Origin of the sequence: Schaalia sp. JY-X159, assembly GCF_014525425.1 — a bacterium.
In the GTDB taxonomy this organism is placed as follows: Bacteria; Actinomycetota; Actinomycetes; order Actinomycetales; family Actinomycetaceae; genus Scrofimicrobium.
Window position 1 is genome coordinate 407,309 of sequence record NZ_JACEXI010000003.1, and the last position, 14,170, is coordinate 421,478.

A 14,170-nucleotide genomic window follows, 5' to 3' on the forward strand; every position below is an offset into this window, starting at 1 on the left:
ACCCCCCAAAACCACCACCCCCACACCAAACAGTGACCCACCTCACAAAAACTGCTGTGCCGCCTAGCCTACCGCCCGCCTCACCAGAACCCTGAGCTGGTCTGCGACCTCGTCATTTATCTCCAATACAGCGAACGACGTCGGCCAGAACACGCCCTCGTCCAAAGCGGCGACATCGTTGAAACCGATGGTGGCGTACCTGGTGTCAAACTTGGACGCCGGCTGCAGAAACACAACGACCTTGCCGTCCCGGGCATACGAGGGAAATCCGTACCAAGTCTTCGGGTCAAGTTCAGGCGCAACCTCCCAGACGATCTCATGGAATCGCTCCGCGATCTGCCGGTCACTGCCCTCAAGCGCGCTGATGGCATCGAGACAAGCCTGCAACTCTCGGGCCCTTCGCGCCGAACCCTTCTCACCTTCACGTGCTGCCCGAAGTTCCTCGGCACGCTGCTTCATGGCGGCCCGCTCAGTTGCGCTGAAGCCGGTCGATTCTTCGTCCTGTGTCATTGTGCCTCCTTAGATAAATCCCCTTGTCGGGTGGTTTCTGAGCCTATGTCTTAGCACGTCCTACACACCAGTCCCCAAAGCTCAGTACCTGCGACGGAACTTGGCCGTGCCCTATTGTCGCGCGCCGCGATTGCGTAGTCTAAGGCCATGGAGATCAACTCGGTTCCGTCGGCGCTCGCCCTAGAGGGCGTAACGATGCGCTATCCCGGGGGAGTCACAGCAGTCGACGACGTGACCTTGACGATCGCCCAGGGTGAGGTCGTTGCGCTCCTCGGGCCAAACGGCGCAGGAAAAACCACCTTGATAGACATAGCCCTGGGCCTGCAACACCCCACGGCAGGCTCCGCGAACCTACTGGGCATGTCCCCACCAGACGCGATCTCGCGGGGTTTGATAGGGGTTGTCAACCAGACTGGGGCTCTTCCCGTCGACTTCTCGGTGCACCAGCTTCTGACGCTATTCAGAGGGTTCTACGCCACGCCACTCAGTCTTGTGGAGGTGGTTGAAGCCACCAACCTCGGCAGCCTCGTGAAGAGGAAGATCCGCAAGCTCTCCGGTGGCGAACAGCAGAGAGTCCGCCTCGCCCTCGCCCTTCTCCCGGACCCCCTGGTCCTGTTTCTGGATGAACCGACCGCTGGAATGGACCCCACGGCACGCCAGGACTTTTGGCGGGTCATCAAGAAGGCAGCAGGAACTGGCAGGACCGTCATCTTCGCGACCCACTATCTTGCCGAGGCCGAAGCCTTCGCCGAACGAACGATCATCATGAGGGACGGCCGGGTCGCCGTCGATTCCCCCACCCACGCACTGATGAGACGTGGCACAGCAAGGCTGACGATTGATTTGGACGAGGGCGATGCCATCGGAGTCCTTGCTTCCCTTGAAGGGCGCGGCTGGACAGCACTGTGGGAAGGGGGGAGTTTGGTAGTGAGCGGAAGCGACCTCGATGACGCTGCCCGCATCCTCTTGGCAGTACCGGGAGCGCACAACTTGCGTTTGGTCGATGCGAGCCTTGAAGACATCTTCGCGTCGATCACAGGAGTGAAGGAAGGTCCGCAGTGATGAGCCACTCACTGACAGCAGAGCAGATTCGTAGTCAGAACCCGGTTGTGAGGCCAAACAGGGGACTTGGCCGCTTTATCTGGGTCTCATTCAGCGGAGTCTTCTTCAACCCGTTCAACATTGGCTTCGCGATTTTGATGCCCGTGATCATGTACCTGATGTTTGGTGCCAACCAGGAGTACTCGGACTTCTCTGTTGGAAACGGAAATGTCGCCTCGTAGGTCCTGGTCTCTATGACATTGTTCGGCATGATGATGACAACTTCGTCTTTTGCGGCCAACGTCAGTTTGGAACGTGCTCAGGGGGTGAGCAGGCTCTACGCTCTGACGCCGATGTCTGCGTTGTTCCAACTTGTTGGGCGAATGGTTGCGATTCTCTGCGTGGGCTGCGTCGTTGTGCTCATAACCTTTGGCGTGGGGGTTGCGACGGGCGCGTCCATGTCAGGCGTGGTTTGGGCCCAGAGCGCCCCCATCCTCTTGCTTGTGTCGACGGTGGGAATCGCGATTGGTTTCGGATGCGGTTTCGCGGTGCGATCGGATGGGGCGTTCGCCGCAACGTCAGCGATTGTCGTCCTGTCTGCCTTCGGGGGCGGTCTGACGATCCCGTTGGACCAGATGGGGGCGTTCTTCCAGAGTTTGGCGCCGTGGACGCCACTGTGGGGTGCCGGTCAGATGGTGCTGCTCCCGATTCACGGCTGGGAGAATTTCACTCCCAACATGCTTGTGAACGTCGCGATTTGGGCAGCATTGTTCATCGCTTTGGCGGTGTGGGGGCTACGCAGAGATACGGGGCGCTGACCAGACTAGTTAAAAACGCGCGCCGTTGCTGCCGTGCGAATGCGTCCGCGCTGCTTGAGGACGAGGACGGTGCCAACAAGTGCCGCTAGTGCAGCCCAAGCCCACGGGCTCCCGGCAGCGGCCTTCACAACCGCGGTCCACACGGCAAGCAACCCGTATCCGTAGAGGAGGGCCCAAGCCACGCATCCCGGGATCATCGCGGCCGTGAACTTGCCCCAGTTCATCCGCACCAGACCCGAACCCGCGAGTACAGCCGTCTGCATTCCGACAGTGAGGAAGCACAGGGGGATCGCAACGATACCCCAGTGTTCCAGGATGTTAGCGCCTTTGCGTGGCACGGGTCCGTCAACCCATTTTGCGAGGCCTGCGAAACGTTTGGAGTTCGTCCCCCACTTGGAGATTGCCGTGGGCACGGAGCGTGCGATCCAGTAGGTGCCTTGCGCGCGGAAGAAGACAACAAAGAAGAGGAAGACCACCAGTGGGATCCCTGACTGCGCCCAACTTGGCATTACTGTTCTCCTTCTTCGAGGCCACGACACTGCTCACAGAGTCCGGCCAGCTCAACGGTGTGGTCAAGCAGTTCGAACCCGTGGCTCTGTGCCAAATCTTGCATGATCTGCTCCAATCCGTCTAGCTCCACCTCTTCCGCGCGTCCACATCTTGTACATATCAGGTGGTGGTGGTGTGATCCTGGCGTACAGGAGCGGTAGAGCATCTCCCCACTTTCCCCGCGAATCGCATCTACCAGCCCGGAATCTTCCAGCACCTGCAGGTTGCGGTAGACGGTTGCCAGACCGGCGGTTTCCCCCGCATTCTCCATGGATCCGTGGATTTCTTGGGCGCTGCGGAAAGTTGAGTGGGACTCGAGGTTATCGAGCACAGCTTTGCGCTGCTTGGACATTCTTTGAGGTGAACTCACCTGCGGGCCATCCTCTCTAGCGCTGAACGCGCTGCAAAGGTTACCGCGTAGACCGTAACCGCCAGTACGACAATGGTTGCGCCGGGGGAGATGTTCACTTGGAAGGTGATCCCCAAACCGATCACTGACACCAGTGCGCCAATGAGCATCCCGAAACCCATTGTTGAGCGGAATGATTTGGCAAACAGCTGCGCGGTTGCGACGGGGATAATCATGATTGCTGACACAAGCAGTGCGCCGACGACCCGCATCGACACCGCAACTGTCACTGCCGACATGACCGCTATCAGCATGGACAGCGTATTGACGGGTAGTCCGGACGCCCTCGCGAAGTCCTCATCATTGGTCACCGAGAAAAGCAGTGGCCGCAGTCCGATCCCAATTGCGAATATCCCCAGGGCCATACAGGCAATGAGGACGAGGTCGCCCATTGAGACCGTCGCAAGTGACCCGAACAGGTATGAGTTCAGTTGCGTTGAGGACCCCCCGGCCAAGCCGATCAGGACCACACCGGCTGCGATGCCACCGTAGAAGAGGAGGGCGAGGACGACATCCGCGGAGGTTCGCCCCGATCGGCGCACCAATTCGATGACGACGGCTGCCGCAACCGAAGCAACTATTGCGCCGGGCACCGCGAACCGATCAATCGGAGTGAGGTTGGCCAAGGATCCCACCAGCCAGCCAACGGCAACACCGGTGAGAGCGACGTGCCCGATGCCGTCGCCGAGCATCGCGAGCCGCCTGTGGACAAGGTAGGTTCCCACGACGGGCGCCGACAGGCCAACTAGGAGAGCCGCCAGGAAGGAGTAGATAAAGAGGGGGGAGAGGAACAGGCTAAGCACGGGCGCCCTCGTTATCTTCATCGTGATCCCACCAGGGGCCGGTTTCATCGCCGTGGTGCGTGTGTGTGCATGGACCGTCGTGAGTGATGTGACCGGCTGCGATGCGGACTTCCCGCTCAATCAGCGGGCGCAGTTCCCCCAGCTCATGGAGGACAAGGACGACTGTGCAACCGGCAGCCAGTGACTCCTGGAGGATCTCTTTGAGGCGGATGCGGTTGTGTTCATCCAGCCCGGAAAGAGGTTCGTCAAGGAGGAGTAGGGATGGGTTGCGAACCAGGGCCCGCGCAATGAGCACGCGTTGCTGTTGCCCCCCGGAAAGGTCTTGAAACGGTTCGCGGAGTCTATGGAGCATCCCCACTTGTTGCAGCGCTTCTTGGACACGTTTACGCCAGTTGGAGGGTAGTCGCAGGTGACCGGATCCCAGCAGCCCGGAGGCCACCATTTCCGAAACAGTTGATTCGATTCCTCCGGCTGAGGCGAGACGCTGGGGTACGTAGCCAATGTTGTAGCCCGGTTGGGGGCCCGTTGGCTTCTTACCTGCCTCCCATGTCGACCCCAGAATGCTCACCGTGCCGTTCATGAGGGGCAGGGTGCCAATGAGTGTCTTGATGAGTGTGGACTTTCCCGAACCGTTATTCCCGGTGATAGCCACACACTCGCCCTCGTCGATCTTGAGAGTCAGGTCGTGGAGGACGACGTGGCCCCGGTAGCCGGCCTCGACATCTTGAAGTGCAATGGCAGTGTGCATCCTCCAATGGTGTTCTTAGTGAGAACCATTGTCAATATAGTGGTCGCCAGCTAGCCGCAGGTCACATGGGCGCAGGCCTCAGTATGCGGTGGAACTCGGTAGACTGGCTGGCTGACTATTAGTTTTGTTTGAGGAGATAAGCGTGGCTCAAGACACTTCAACTCTGGACGCCGTCATCAGTCTTGCTAAGCGGCGTGGATTCGTCTTCCCCTCTGGTGAGATCTACGGCGGGACGCGCAGTGCGTGGGATTATGGGCCCCTAGGCGTCGAACTCAAAGAGAACATCAAACGTCAGTGGTGGAAGACGGTTGTCCGCATGCGTGAGGACGTGGTCGGCATTGACTCCTCTGTCATTCTTCCCACCGCCGTATGGAACGCATCGGGTCACGTTGAAGCGTTCACCGACCCGCTCATCGAGTGCCAGTCGTGTCACCACCGCTTCCGTCAGGACCAGTTGGTCGAGCAGTTCGCAGAGAAGAAGGGTGTGGACGAGGACGAAGTGGCGATGACTGAGATCGCATGCCCGGACTGTGGCGTGCGGGGTCAGTGGACGGAGCCGAGGGCGTTTTCCGGCCTCCTCAAGACCTATCTTGGTCCCGTCGATGATGAACAGGGCCTGCACTACCTGCGACCGGAAACCGCGCAGGGAATCTTTGTCAACTTCGACAATGTCATGACTTCGGCGCGTAAGAAGCCGCCGTTTGGGATTGCCCAGATCGGCAAGTCTTTCCGCAATGAGATCACGCCCGGGAACTTCATTTTCCGCACCCGCGAGTTTGAGCAGATGGAACTGGAGTTCTTTGTTGAGCCCGGAACCGATGAGGAATGGCACCAGTACTGGATCGACCAGCGTATTGCTTGGTACACCGACCTCGGCGTCAATCGTGACAACCTGCGTCTTTACGAGCACCCGCAAGAGAAGCTGTCCCACTACTCCAAGCGCACCGTCGACATTGAGTACACCTTTGGGTTCCAGGGATCACAGTGGGGGGAACTGGAAGGGATCGCCAACCGGACCGGCTACGACCTCGGCACCCACTCCGAGAAGTCCGGCAAGAAGCTGGACTACTTCGATCAGGCCAAGAACGAACGGTGGACGCCATGGGTGATCGAACCGTCGGCGGGTCTGACCCGCTCCCTGATGGCCTTCCTCATTGAAGCGTATTCCGAGGACGAAGCGCCCAACACGAAGGGGGGCGTCGATAAGCGCATCGTTTTGCGCCTTGACCCACGCCTGTCTCCCGTGAAGGTCGCGGTGTTGCCGCTGTCGAAGAAGGAAGAATTGGCGGGACCTGCACGCGAGCTAACCAATAGTCTTCGTGGCCTGTGGAATGTGGAGTATGACGAGACGGGTGCGGTGGGGCGCCGTTACCGCCGTCAAGATGAAATTGGCACTCCTTTCTGCATCACCTATGACTTTGAGTCGTTGGAGGATCAGGCCGTGACGATTCGTGAACGCGACACCATGGAGCAGGTTCGTATCCCGCTGACGGACGTCCGCGGCTGGCTCTTGGAACGCTTGGACGTTGCCTGAGCTCGCACCAATCGACCTCGGTGCCATTTCACTTCGCACCCCGGTGATCTTGGCCCCCATGGCGGGGGTCACTGACCGTGCATTTCGACGTCTGTGTCGCCAGTTCGCGGATGAAGGACTACCGCAGGGCGCCGCAGATTCTGCTCGACTAGTCGCTGCGGGTGGCCTATTTGTCAATGAGATGGTGACGGCGAGGGCGCTTCTTGAGGGCAATGAGGCGTCGTGGCACATGGTAGAGCCGGACGAGGACGATCCGGTGCGTTCGTTGCAGCTGTACGGAACGGACCCCGAGACACTGGGCTTGGCCACTGGAATGCTGGTTGAGAGGGGCTTGGCGGACCACATTGACTTGAACTTCGGTTGCCCGGTCCCCAAGGTGACCCGCAAGGGTGGGGGAGCTGCAATTCCGTGGAAGAAAGACCTGTTTGAGGGGATCGTTTCCTCGGTGGTCTTGGCTGCCGATCGTGCTGCCCCGGGTGGTCCGGGTTCGGTTCCCGTCACCGTGAAGATGCGTATCGGCATTGACGATGACCACATTACTGTCTTCGATGCCGCGCAGACTGCACGCAAAGCAGGGGTTGCGGCCGTTGGCCTCCATGCCCGAACCCAGGAGCAGTACTACTCTGGCGCTGCCCGCTGGCCGTTCATCGCAATGCTTAAGGAACAGATGGAGATCCCAGTCCTTGGAAACGGGGACATCTTCTCTGGATCTGACGCCACAGAAATGATGGAGCAAACTGGCTGTGACGCCGTTGTAGTGGGCCGTGGATGCCAAGGGCGTCCCTGGCTTTTTGGTGAGATCACCGCGTCAATGTGGGGCGGCAATATTCCACGCGACCCCACTTTGGCTGAGATTTGCGAAGTTTTGAACCGCCACGCAGAGTTGGCCGTGCGGTTTGATGGCATCGAGGAGCGTGCCATGAAGGAGCTTCGTAAGCACGTCGGCTGGTATCTGCGTGGTTTTTCCATTGGCGGTGAAGCAAGGCGAGCCCTGAACCTGGTTTCCACCAGAGAAGAACTGCGTGCAAGACTTGCTGAACTGGACCAAGACCAGCCCTATCCGCCGGGTGCTCGGGGTTCCCGAGGGCGTAAGGGCACAGCGCGACGTCCTCATCTCCCTGAGGGATGGTTGGAGAGCCGCTACTTGAATGATGATCAACGGGCAGGCTTGGATGATGGTGATGGAAGCGATGGAGGATAGACGTGGGCGTCAGTTTTGATACGACCTCGGCAACGATTGTCGTCCCCATCATGGCTGCTTCGCTAGAGGAAGCGGCGCTGCAGTGGGAGGCCGCTGTTGGAGCCGGTGCGGACATTGTTGAGTGGCGCATCGACGCCCTCGGACCGCACCTATGGGATGCAGAGACTGTTGGGGAGAGCGGCGCTGCGTTGCGTGCCCAGTTCGGCAAGCCCGTCCTCGCAACCATGAGAACCGCGAAGGAAGGCGGCGGGTTTACTGGCAGCGCCGCGCAGTACCGCTCGATTCTGCGCGATGCTGGGGGCTGGGCTGACCTAGTGGATGTCGAGGTCGGATACCGGGGTGCCGAAGAATTGATTGCGGAGCTTCGGGGGAGAACCGCGGTTGTCGGCTCTTTCCATGACTTCACAACTGAGCCAAGCGCCGCCACCACGGTGCAACTTCTGGGCCAGATGCAGGACTTGGGGTGCGGCGTCGGTAAGGTGGCGTGGATGGTTACGACCGAGGCCGACCTCGCCCTGGTGAAGAACCTTCAGGTTTGGGCGGCCGAACACCTGTCGATGCCCACGGTCGTTATCGGGATGGGCCCGCTTGGAACTGAGTCTCGCTTGGGTAACTCCGCACTGATGAGCGCCTTCACATTTGCCCGCGGCAGTGTGGAGAGCGCTCCGGGCCAGCCAACTGTTGAAGAGATCCGCGCCAGCGTGATCTGAAGGGTCGCCCGGCAGCGGGCTGAAGTCACTGAGTCGGGCAGCCCCGGGATACCAACCATTCCTTTGCGGATGCCTCAGCGCTGTCAGAATCCGCAAGTACGTCGGGCGCTATCGGATCGTCCCCGAAAACCTCACCGGTCCGTGCCTTCGTCCTCGTCGTGGAAACCGCGACCACATAGTCCTCAACCTGCTCGTACTCGGGCCCTGTGGCCAGGCCAAACGTTGGCGCACCAAAGGATGCCGCAGTATCGAGTCCCCGGAAGGCAAGGAGGACCTGCTCGGCGGCACTTCCAGTCATGGGGCCGGTGATCAGTGCGACGGGAACGTCAACCTTGCCTTGAAGTAGGGAAGTTCCGAATGTCTTACCCGACTGATGCATCGTGGAGCCGCGGATCTCCAGCGCCTCCTTGGCGATGCCGTCGCGATCCACGAATTCCTGGCTGACTCCGTCGGGTAGAAGGGATGCAACCGCGGGGAGCATTGCGGTGGTTGATCCCCCCGTGTTGGTGCGCAGGTCGAGGACGATACCGCACACTCCTGGCTCATGCAGTGCGGTGTTGACTGTTTGGGCGTACTTCTCAGCCTGGGAATCTGTTGCACGAAACGGTGGCAGGACCGCGGTGAGGACACCACCCTCAATGTGGGTGGCGGGCATTTCGCCAACATCGGGTGTGTCGAGGATTCCCGAGGAGAGGGGGACAACCTGCGAATGCGGCCCGCCGGCGCTCAGAGCTGCTTGGTGGAGGATCTGTGCGGCGTCTTCCCTTGTCGTCGTGCGTTCAACCAGTGCGGCATAGCGCTCTCTGTCCGCCTTCCATTCCTCGGTGTCAGCATGGAACCCGGCATCAAGGATCTGCAGAACTTCTTCGCCGAACTCAACCTGGGAACCGCGCTCTCCACGATTTAGGAAAGGCAACGCAAAGACGACGCAGAGTGCGCCAACCACAAGGAGCGCAAGAACAATTGGGCGGGGGCGCACTTTTGCTTGGGAGGGCAAGGCTTTGCATGCCGCCTTTAGTTTCGCGGGTACTGGCCGGGATCAGTGGGACGAAGTTCCGCGGGGCTGAACCAGCAGCATGTGTCGGGCGGAACGGAAGTTCCACCACCAGCAACAATCCCAGCTTCAGCGGAAGCAAGAAGGAGTGTGTACTTCCGGGGCACAATGACCGCCTCGGAAGAGGTGTTGAGTACCACCATGGTGTGACCAACCAGCATGACGACTGCGGAGTCCCCGGTCCAAGTCAGGCCGTCGATGAAGGCGAGTGGGCTAGCGGCCATGCCGCCTTCTCGCCGGAGACGTAGGGCTTCGGTCATCATCTGCACCAGTGTTTGCTCGGCCGGGGTGCTATTGAAAGACACCTCTACGGTGGTTGCGCCTTGCGCCTGGGGGTAGGTCGTGCCTCCGCCAATACCCAAGAACGGCAGGTAGGGGCTTCCCGGTAAGGCAGCGACGAACAGGTTCATGGCGACATAGCGTTTGAGGGGAGCACCCTTTGCCCAGCCGACATCCTCACTTCCCCTTGCCAGTGGCGCCATATCGGGGCGCTGAAGGACGTGACGCCAGGGGGTTGCAAGTCCCAGGGAGTCACGTTGGGTGAAGGCATGGGTAATTGCCTCCCGCAGAGCCTTGCTTTCCCATTCGACCTCAAGCATCGCTGATGAGCGAAGGTGGTGGAACCAGTCCTCAGTCAAGTGCTGGGTGAAGTTCTCTTTCGGTTCAGCCGGGAGAGCCGCGGTAAGGATACGTTCGTCATCAAATTCGGCAAGTTCGGCCAGTGCAACATTGACTGCGGAGCTAAAGGCTTGCATTTTCCAAGGGGCGGGTTCGGGGTCGTCAGTGACCACGACGGTACCCAGATCCACGCCGTCAACCCCTGCCTTCAAGGCCGCGCGAATCCGTTCAGCCAGCAAATCGACGTTCTTCTCTAGTGACACCAGTGGTGGCGAATCGGGGCCCGTGACAACCTGGTCGGCTGGAAGCAGAAAAGCCCTGACCAGAAGGTGTAGACCCGCGGCGTGAGCCTGGGCGATGAACTCAGGGAAAAAACTCAGCTGATCTTCTACCTTCGGGGTTGCTGGTCTCAGAAGAAGGGTCTCGAAGCCCATCTCAGCAAGATCGGGGAGGATCGGCACTAACCGACGCAGTCCCTCGTTATCCCACAATCCGGGAATGTCGCAGACCACGGTTGTGCGCCACCACGGCATTTCACCCCGGTCGCGCGGGTGAACCAGGCTTGTGGTTATGGTCTGGCCGTCTGGCACCACTTGCAACCCCCAGTTCCCAAGAGGTCCATGACCTCGGATGGCACTCGTCCATACTAGCCTTGGATTGTGAAATCCAGTATCGACGAGCGTGATTTTGACGCGCAAAATGCCAGTTTATCGGGTTTGGAATGGCCCTACGATCGAGACGATCGGGCCAGATTTCTTGACGAGGACCCTAAAGACCCACGTCGCAGCCCGTTTGACCGGGATAGAGCTCGAATACTTCACTCTGCCGGATTGCGTCGTCTAGGAACGAAGACCCAGGTTTTGGGGCCCGGATCAGATGATTTTGTCCGCACTAGGCTGACCCACTCTCTGGAGGTTGCACAGGTGGGCCGCGGTCTAGCGCTTGAGTTGGGCTGCAACCCTGACGTTGTCGATGCTGCCTGCCTGGCACACGACCTCGGCCATCCACCATTTGGACACAACGGGGAGCGCGCACTGGATGAGGTGGCGGCTGACACTGGAGGCTTCGAAGGAAACGCACAGACCTTCCGGCTCGTGGCACGTTTAGAGGCGAAGGTGCTGGGCGAGGACGATACCCCCGGAGGATTGAACCTGACCCGCGCTACCCTGGACGCCATCACCAAGTATCCGTGGGGCCCGGGCGACGGGCCGGACATCGAGAAGTCTTTTCACAAGTACGGCCACTACCAGGATGACGCCGAGGTCTTCAAATGGATGCGTGCGGATGCGCCCAGGGGTGAACGGTGTTTGGAAGCCCAGGTCATGGATCTGTCGGACGATATCGGCTATTCCGTTCACGACCTCGAAGACGCTGTGGTGACAGGGCATTTCGAGCTTGAGAAGTTGCTTCACAGCGGGGAAACCGACGCGATTGTTTCGTCGACGTTGGCCTGGTACGGCAAGTCCCTGACCCGCCAGGAGCTGGAATCCGCGGCCCAGCGGGTCTTTGCACTGCCCTATTGGCCTGACTCCTATAACGGCTCCTACCGGGCCCGCGCGCAAATGAAAGATCTCACCAGTCAGCTGATTGGCAGATTTGCGTCCTCGACGGTGAACGCAACGCGCGAACAGTATGGAAGTGGGCCGCTTGGACGCTACGGTGCGAACCTGGTGATACCGCGGGAAACTGAGGCTGAGATCGGCTTGCTGAAGGGGATTGCCGTTCACTACGTCATGAGTCCCCGGGAGACGCAACCTGTCTACTACCAGCAGCGGACAATAATCCACGATCTCGTGGAAGCTTTGGTCGAGGCCGGGCCAGCAGAGTTGGAACCACCTTTCGCTGAAGAATGGGAACGGGCGGGGGACGATGCTGGTCGGCTGCGCGCGGTTGTGGATCAGGTGGCGTGCCTTACCGACGTGTCCGCCAATCTGTGGCACGCAAGACTGTGTGGTCTTCTATCCACTCTGCTGTGAAGTTGCGCCCGTAGGGGATCGTCATCCACAGGGGGAACGCGGCGGGGCGTGCGGACCTAAGCTGAGGCTATGGCCGGACTCATCAGACGTGAAGACATCGACTTGGTGCGTGAACGCGCCCGGATTGATGAGGTGGTTGGAGAGCACGTCACCCTGAAGTCCGCTGGTGTTGGCTCAATGAAGGGCCTGTGTCCGTTCCATGATGAACGGACCCCCTCATTCCACGTTCGTCCCCAGTTGGGCCGGTGGCACTGCTTTGGTTGCTCCGAGGGCGGTGACGTCTTTTCCTTCCTACAAAAGATCAACCACGTCTCCTTCATGGAAGCCGTGGAGTTCCTGGCTGGTAAGTATGGCGTCCAGTTGCGGTATGAGGGCGGGGATCGCCCTCGTCGTGGCCCCGATCAGAGCCAGCGACGTCGCCTTCTTGAGGCACACCGTATTGCTGAGGAGTTCTACAGGGCATACCTCATGTTGCCCGAGGCCGAGGAGGCGAGAAAGTTCCTCAAGGGACGCCACTTCGGGAAGGAAGACGTTGAGAAGTTCGGTGTTGGCGCTTCACCTGCCGGCTGGGATGGTTTGACCAGACACTTGCGCTCGAAGGCTTTTACGGATGATGAGATCGTCGCGGCAGGTTTGGCAATCAGGGGGCAGCGTGGCCCCTACGACCGCTTCCGTGACCGGGTGATGTGGCCAATCCGCGACGTTACGGGTGCGACAGTGGGCTTCGGGGCCCGCAGATTAGGGGATGACCCGAATGCCCCCAAGTATTTGAACACCCCGGAAACGCCGATCTATCACAAGTCACAGGTCCTCTACGGTCTCGATCTCGCGAAAAAGGATATTTCCAGGCAGCGCAGGGTCATCGTCGTTGAGGGATACACGGATGTGATGGCTGCTCACGCGGCGGGAGAGACGACTGCGATCGCCACCTGCGGTACCGCGTTTGGCAAGGAGCACACCCAGCTAATGAGGCGTTTGCTTGGTGATGTTGAGAGCGCTTCAGCAGGGGTGATGCTTGCTGATGGGCGCGCGCGTGGTGGCGAAGTCATCTTCACGTTCGACGGGGACGAGGCCGGAAAGGCCGCTGCGCGTCGTGCTTACATGGAAGATCAAGCTTTTGCTGCCCAGACGTTTGTAGCTGTCGATCCTCATGGGAAAGACCCCTGCGAACTGCGCGTTGAGGGCGGGGATGAAGCCTTGCAGAAGCTGATTGCTTCAAGGGTGCCCCTGTTTGAGTTTGTCCTCAGATCTGTTTTGTTGTCACTGAATCTAGATACAGCGGAGGGAAGGGTACAGGGTTTGCGTGCTGCAGCACCAATCCTTGCGGGAATCAAAGACCGAGCCCTGCAGACCGAGTATGCGCGCCAGGTTGCCGGGTGGCTAGGACTAGAACCGAGGGAAGTGGAGCGGGCAATGTACCAGTCTGCTCGCACGCAACCCAGACAGCAGGCGCAGCACAGCGACTCCAGTGAAAGTCGGCGCGAATCCGCTGAGGTGGTGGAGCCTCAGGGCCCGCCACTGCAACGCCTTCTGCCAGACAGCCGTGGTGGGCACTCCACTGAACGACTGACGATTGCCGCAACGTTGCAGCGTCCCCTAGACGTGGTCGGAGCTGGGCTGGAAGGGCTGACGCCCGCTGCGTTTGCTGATTCCCGCAATCAGGCGATGTTTGCGGAGTTAGTACGTCGAGGAGGACTGGATGCCTTCCTCGATCAACTGCAACGCGCAGAGGGAGAGGTCGGTGTTGGTGAGGCAGCGGTCGGAGTTGCCACGCAACGCTGGGGTGCTGATCTAGTCGATGGGGCAAGTCCCCAGGTAGCGGAGGACCTCACCGCCCTAATGGTCATGTCCCTCCCAGTGGAAGAGGACGACCTGCGTGAATATGCGCAGGGATTAGTGCGGTCGCTAGTGCGGCGCGACCTCGAACAACAGGGGCGGATACTCCAGGCACGCCTGGCACGCCTCGATTCGTCCTCGCCTGAGTCGACAGAAACACTTGAGCAGCTGTGGGCGGTGGAGAGGCGCAGGCGCGCGTACATGAGCATGGAAGAGTAGAGCGAGCTTACGCTTTCTGGGCAGCTGTGTGGATTTCGGACAGCGGTTTGATGGGTTTTCTTATGCTGCCAGTGTTGACTGTTGGTAACTGTAGTGGACGTCGTTGGGGTATTGATAATTGAGTGCGGAGTGGCGTCGTCGGCT

At 59.8% G+C, this 14,170-nt stretch carries 15 protein-coding genes; 8 read left to right on the top strand and 7 right to left on the bottom strand.

Annotated elements, in window-relative coordinates; translation table 11 throughout:
- Positions 1-63 precede the first annotated feature (63 nt).
- On the bottom strand, positions 64-510 hold the full coding sequence (locus IDL90_RS07390; protein ID WP_187994939.1) for a hypothetical protein: 447 nt from the start codon (positions 508-510) through the stop codon (positions 64-66).
- Positions 511-657: 147 nt separating this feature from the next.
- On the opposite strand from IDL90_RS07390, the gene IDL90_RS07395 reads away from it, so the two are divergent.
- Genes IDL90_RS07395 through IDL90_RS07405 form a run of 3 tightly spaced genes read left to right on the top strand, consistent with a single transcriptional unit; the run spans position 658 to position 2,369 of the window.
- Positions 658-1,572 carry an ABC transporter ATP-binding protein gene (locus IDL90_RS07395; protein WP_187994940.1) on the top strand — a complete coding sequence of 305 codons (915 nt, stop codon included), beginning with the start codon at positions 658-660 and terminating at the stop codon, positions 1,570-1,572.
- Positions 1,572-1,793 (top strand): hypothetical protein, encoded by a 222-nt coding sequence (locus IDL90_RS07400; RefSeq protein WP_187994941.1) that lies wholly within the window; start codon positions 1,572-1,574, stop codon positions 1,791-1,793. Before IDL90_RS07395 ends, IDL90_RS07400 begins: the two co-directional genes overlap by 1 nt.
- Before the next feature lie 12 nt (positions 1,794-1,805).
- The gene (locus tag IDL90_RS07405; protein ID WP_187994942.1) at positions 1,806-2,369 is read left to right on the top strand and encodes an ABC transporter permease; all 564 of its coding nucleotides are present in this window, start codon (positions 1,806-1,808) and stop codon (positions 2,367-2,369) included.
- A gap of 5 nt (positions 2,370-2,374) precedes the next feature.
- On the opposite strand, the gene IDL90_RS07410 is transcribed toward IDL90_RS07405, so the two are convergent.
- Genes IDL90_RS07410 through IDL90_RS07425 form a run of 4 tightly spaced genes read right to left on the bottom strand, consistent with a single transcriptional unit; the run spans position 2,375 to position 4,878 of the window.
- A complete protein-coding gene (locus tag IDL90_RS07410) occupies positions 2,375-2,878 on the bottom strand; it encodes a hypothetical protein (RefSeq protein WP_182141057.1) in 504 nt (167 codons plus the stop codon).
- Positions 2,878-3,270, bottom strand: coding sequence for a Fur family transcriptional regulator (locus IDL90_RS07415; RefSeq protein WP_182142718.1), 393 nt, complete (start codon positions 3,268-3,270; stop codon positions 2,878-2,880). Before IDL90_RS07415 ends, IDL90_RS07410 begins: the two co-directional genes overlap by 1 nt.
- A 14-nt stretch (positions 3,271-3,284) precedes the next feature.
- A complete protein-coding gene (locus IDL90_RS07420; RefSeq protein WP_182141056.1) occupies positions 3,285-4,151 on the bottom strand; it encodes a metal ABC transporter permease in 867 nt (288 codons plus the stop codon).
- Complete coding sequence (locus tag IDL90_RS07425) at positions 4,123-4,878, bottom strand: metal ABC transporter ATP-binding protein (RefSeq protein WP_187994943.1); 756 nt, start codon at positions 4,876-4,878, stop codon at positions 4,123-4,125. The genes IDL90_RS07420 and IDL90_RS07425 overlap by 29 nt, the downstream gene beginning before the upstream one ends.
- 142 nt (positions 4,879-5,020) lie before the next feature.
- Here IDL90_RS07425 and IDL90_RS07430 point away from each other — a divergent pair, with 142 nt between their 5' ends.
- From IDL90_RS07430 to IDL90_RS07440, 3 genes are read left to right on the top strand one after another with little or no spacing between them, the layout of a single operon-like run.
- The gene (locus IDL90_RS07430; RefSeq protein ID WP_182141054.1) at positions 5,021-6,412 is read left to right on the top strand and encodes a glycine--tRNA ligase; all 1,392 of its coding nucleotides are present in this window, start codon (positions 5,021-5,023) and stop codon (positions 6,410-6,412) included.
- Entirely contained in the window at positions 6,405-7,613 is a 1,209-nt protein-coding gene (dusB, locus tag IDL90_RS07435) for a tRNA dihydrouridine synthase DusB (protein ID WP_262509099.1), read from the top strand. Before IDL90_RS07430 ends, dusB begins: the two co-directional genes overlap by 8 nt.
- 2 nt (positions 7,614-7,615) lie before the next feature.
- Positions 7,616-8,323 carry a type I 3-dehydroquinate dehydratase gene (locus IDL90_RS07440; protein WP_187994944.1) on the top strand — a complete coding sequence of 236 codons (708 nt, stop codon included), beginning with the start codon at positions 7,616-7,618 and terminating at the stop codon, positions 8,321-8,323.
- A 25-nt stretch (positions 8,324-8,348) separates the two neighbouring features.
- Here the strand turns inward: IDL90_RS07440 and IDL90_RS07445 are convergent, their stop codons facing one another.
- Both IDL90_RS07445 and IDL90_RS07450 read right to left on the bottom strand, forming a co-directional pair.
- The gene (locus IDL90_RS07445; RefSeq protein WP_187994945.1) at positions 8,349-9,302 is read right to left on the bottom strand and encodes a S41 family peptidase; all 954 of its coding nucleotides are present in this window, start codon (positions 9,300-9,302) and stop codon (positions 8,349-8,351) included.
- 35 nt (positions 9,303-9,337) lie between these two features.
- Complete coding sequence (locus IDL90_RS07450) at positions 9,338-10,588, bottom strand: hypothetical protein (protein WP_187994946.1); 1,251 nt, start codon at positions 10,586-10,588, stop codon at positions 9,338-9,340.
- Positions 10,589-10,711: 123 nt separating this feature from the next.
- On the opposite strand from IDL90_RS07450, the gene IDL90_RS07455 reads away from it, so the two are divergent.
- Together IDL90_RS07455 and dnaG are read left to right on the top strand one after the other, a co-directional pair.
- A complete protein-coding gene (locus IDL90_RS07455; RefSeq protein WP_223175272.1) occupies positions 10,712-11,971 on the top strand; it encodes a deoxyguanosinetriphosphate triphosphohydrolase in 1,260 nt (419 codons plus the stop codon).
- A 69-nt stretch (positions 11,972-12,040) separates the two neighbouring features.
- Positions 12,041-14,026 carry a DNA primase gene (gene dnaG / locus IDL90_RS07460; RefSeq protein ID WP_187994947.1) on the top strand — a complete coding sequence of 662 codons (1,986 nt, stop codon included), beginning with the start codon at positions 12,041-12,043 and terminating at the stop codon, positions 14,024-14,026.
- The last annotated feature ends 144 nt before the right edge of the window (positions 14,027-14,170 follow it).

Excerpts from the sequence above, each read along its gene's own strand:
- IDL90_RS07390 (WP_187994939.1), bottom strand. The coding sequence starts at position 510 with ATGACACAGGACGAAGAATCGACCGGCTTCAGCGCAACTGAGCGGGCC.
- IDL90_RS07395 (WP_187994940.1), top strand. The coding sequence starts at position 658 with ATGGAGATCAACTCGGTTCCGTCGGCGCTCGCCCTAGAGGGCGTAACG.
- IDL90_RS07400 (WP_187994941.1), top strand. The coding sequence starts at position 1,572 with ATGAGCCACTCACTGACAGCAGAGCAGATTCGTAGTCAGAACCCGGTT.
- IDL90_RS07405 (WP_187994942.1), top strand. The coding sequence starts at position 1,806 with ATGACATTGTTCGGCATGATGATGACAACTTCGTCTTTTGCGGCCAAC.
- IDL90_RS07410 (WP_182141057.1), bottom strand. The coding sequence starts at position 2,878 with ATGCCAAGTTGGGCGCAGTCAGGGATCCCACTGGTGGTCTTCCTCTTC.
- IDL90_RS07415 (WP_182142718.1), bottom strand. The coding sequence starts at position 3,270 with ATGTCCAAGCAGCGCAAAGCTGTGCTCGATAACCTCGAGTCCCACTCA.
- IDL90_RS07420 (WP_182141056.1), bottom strand. The coding sequence starts at position 4,151 with ATGAAGATAACGAGGGCGCCCGTGCTTAGCCTGTTCCTCTCCCCCCTC.
- IDL90_RS07425 (WP_187994943.1), bottom strand. The coding sequence starts at position 4,878 with ATGCACACTGCCATTGCACTTCAAGATGTCGAGGCCGGCTACCGGGGC.
- dnaG (WP_187994947.1), top strand. The coding sequence starts at position 12,041 with ATGGCCGGACTCATCAGACGTGAAGACATCGACTTGGTGCGTGAACGC.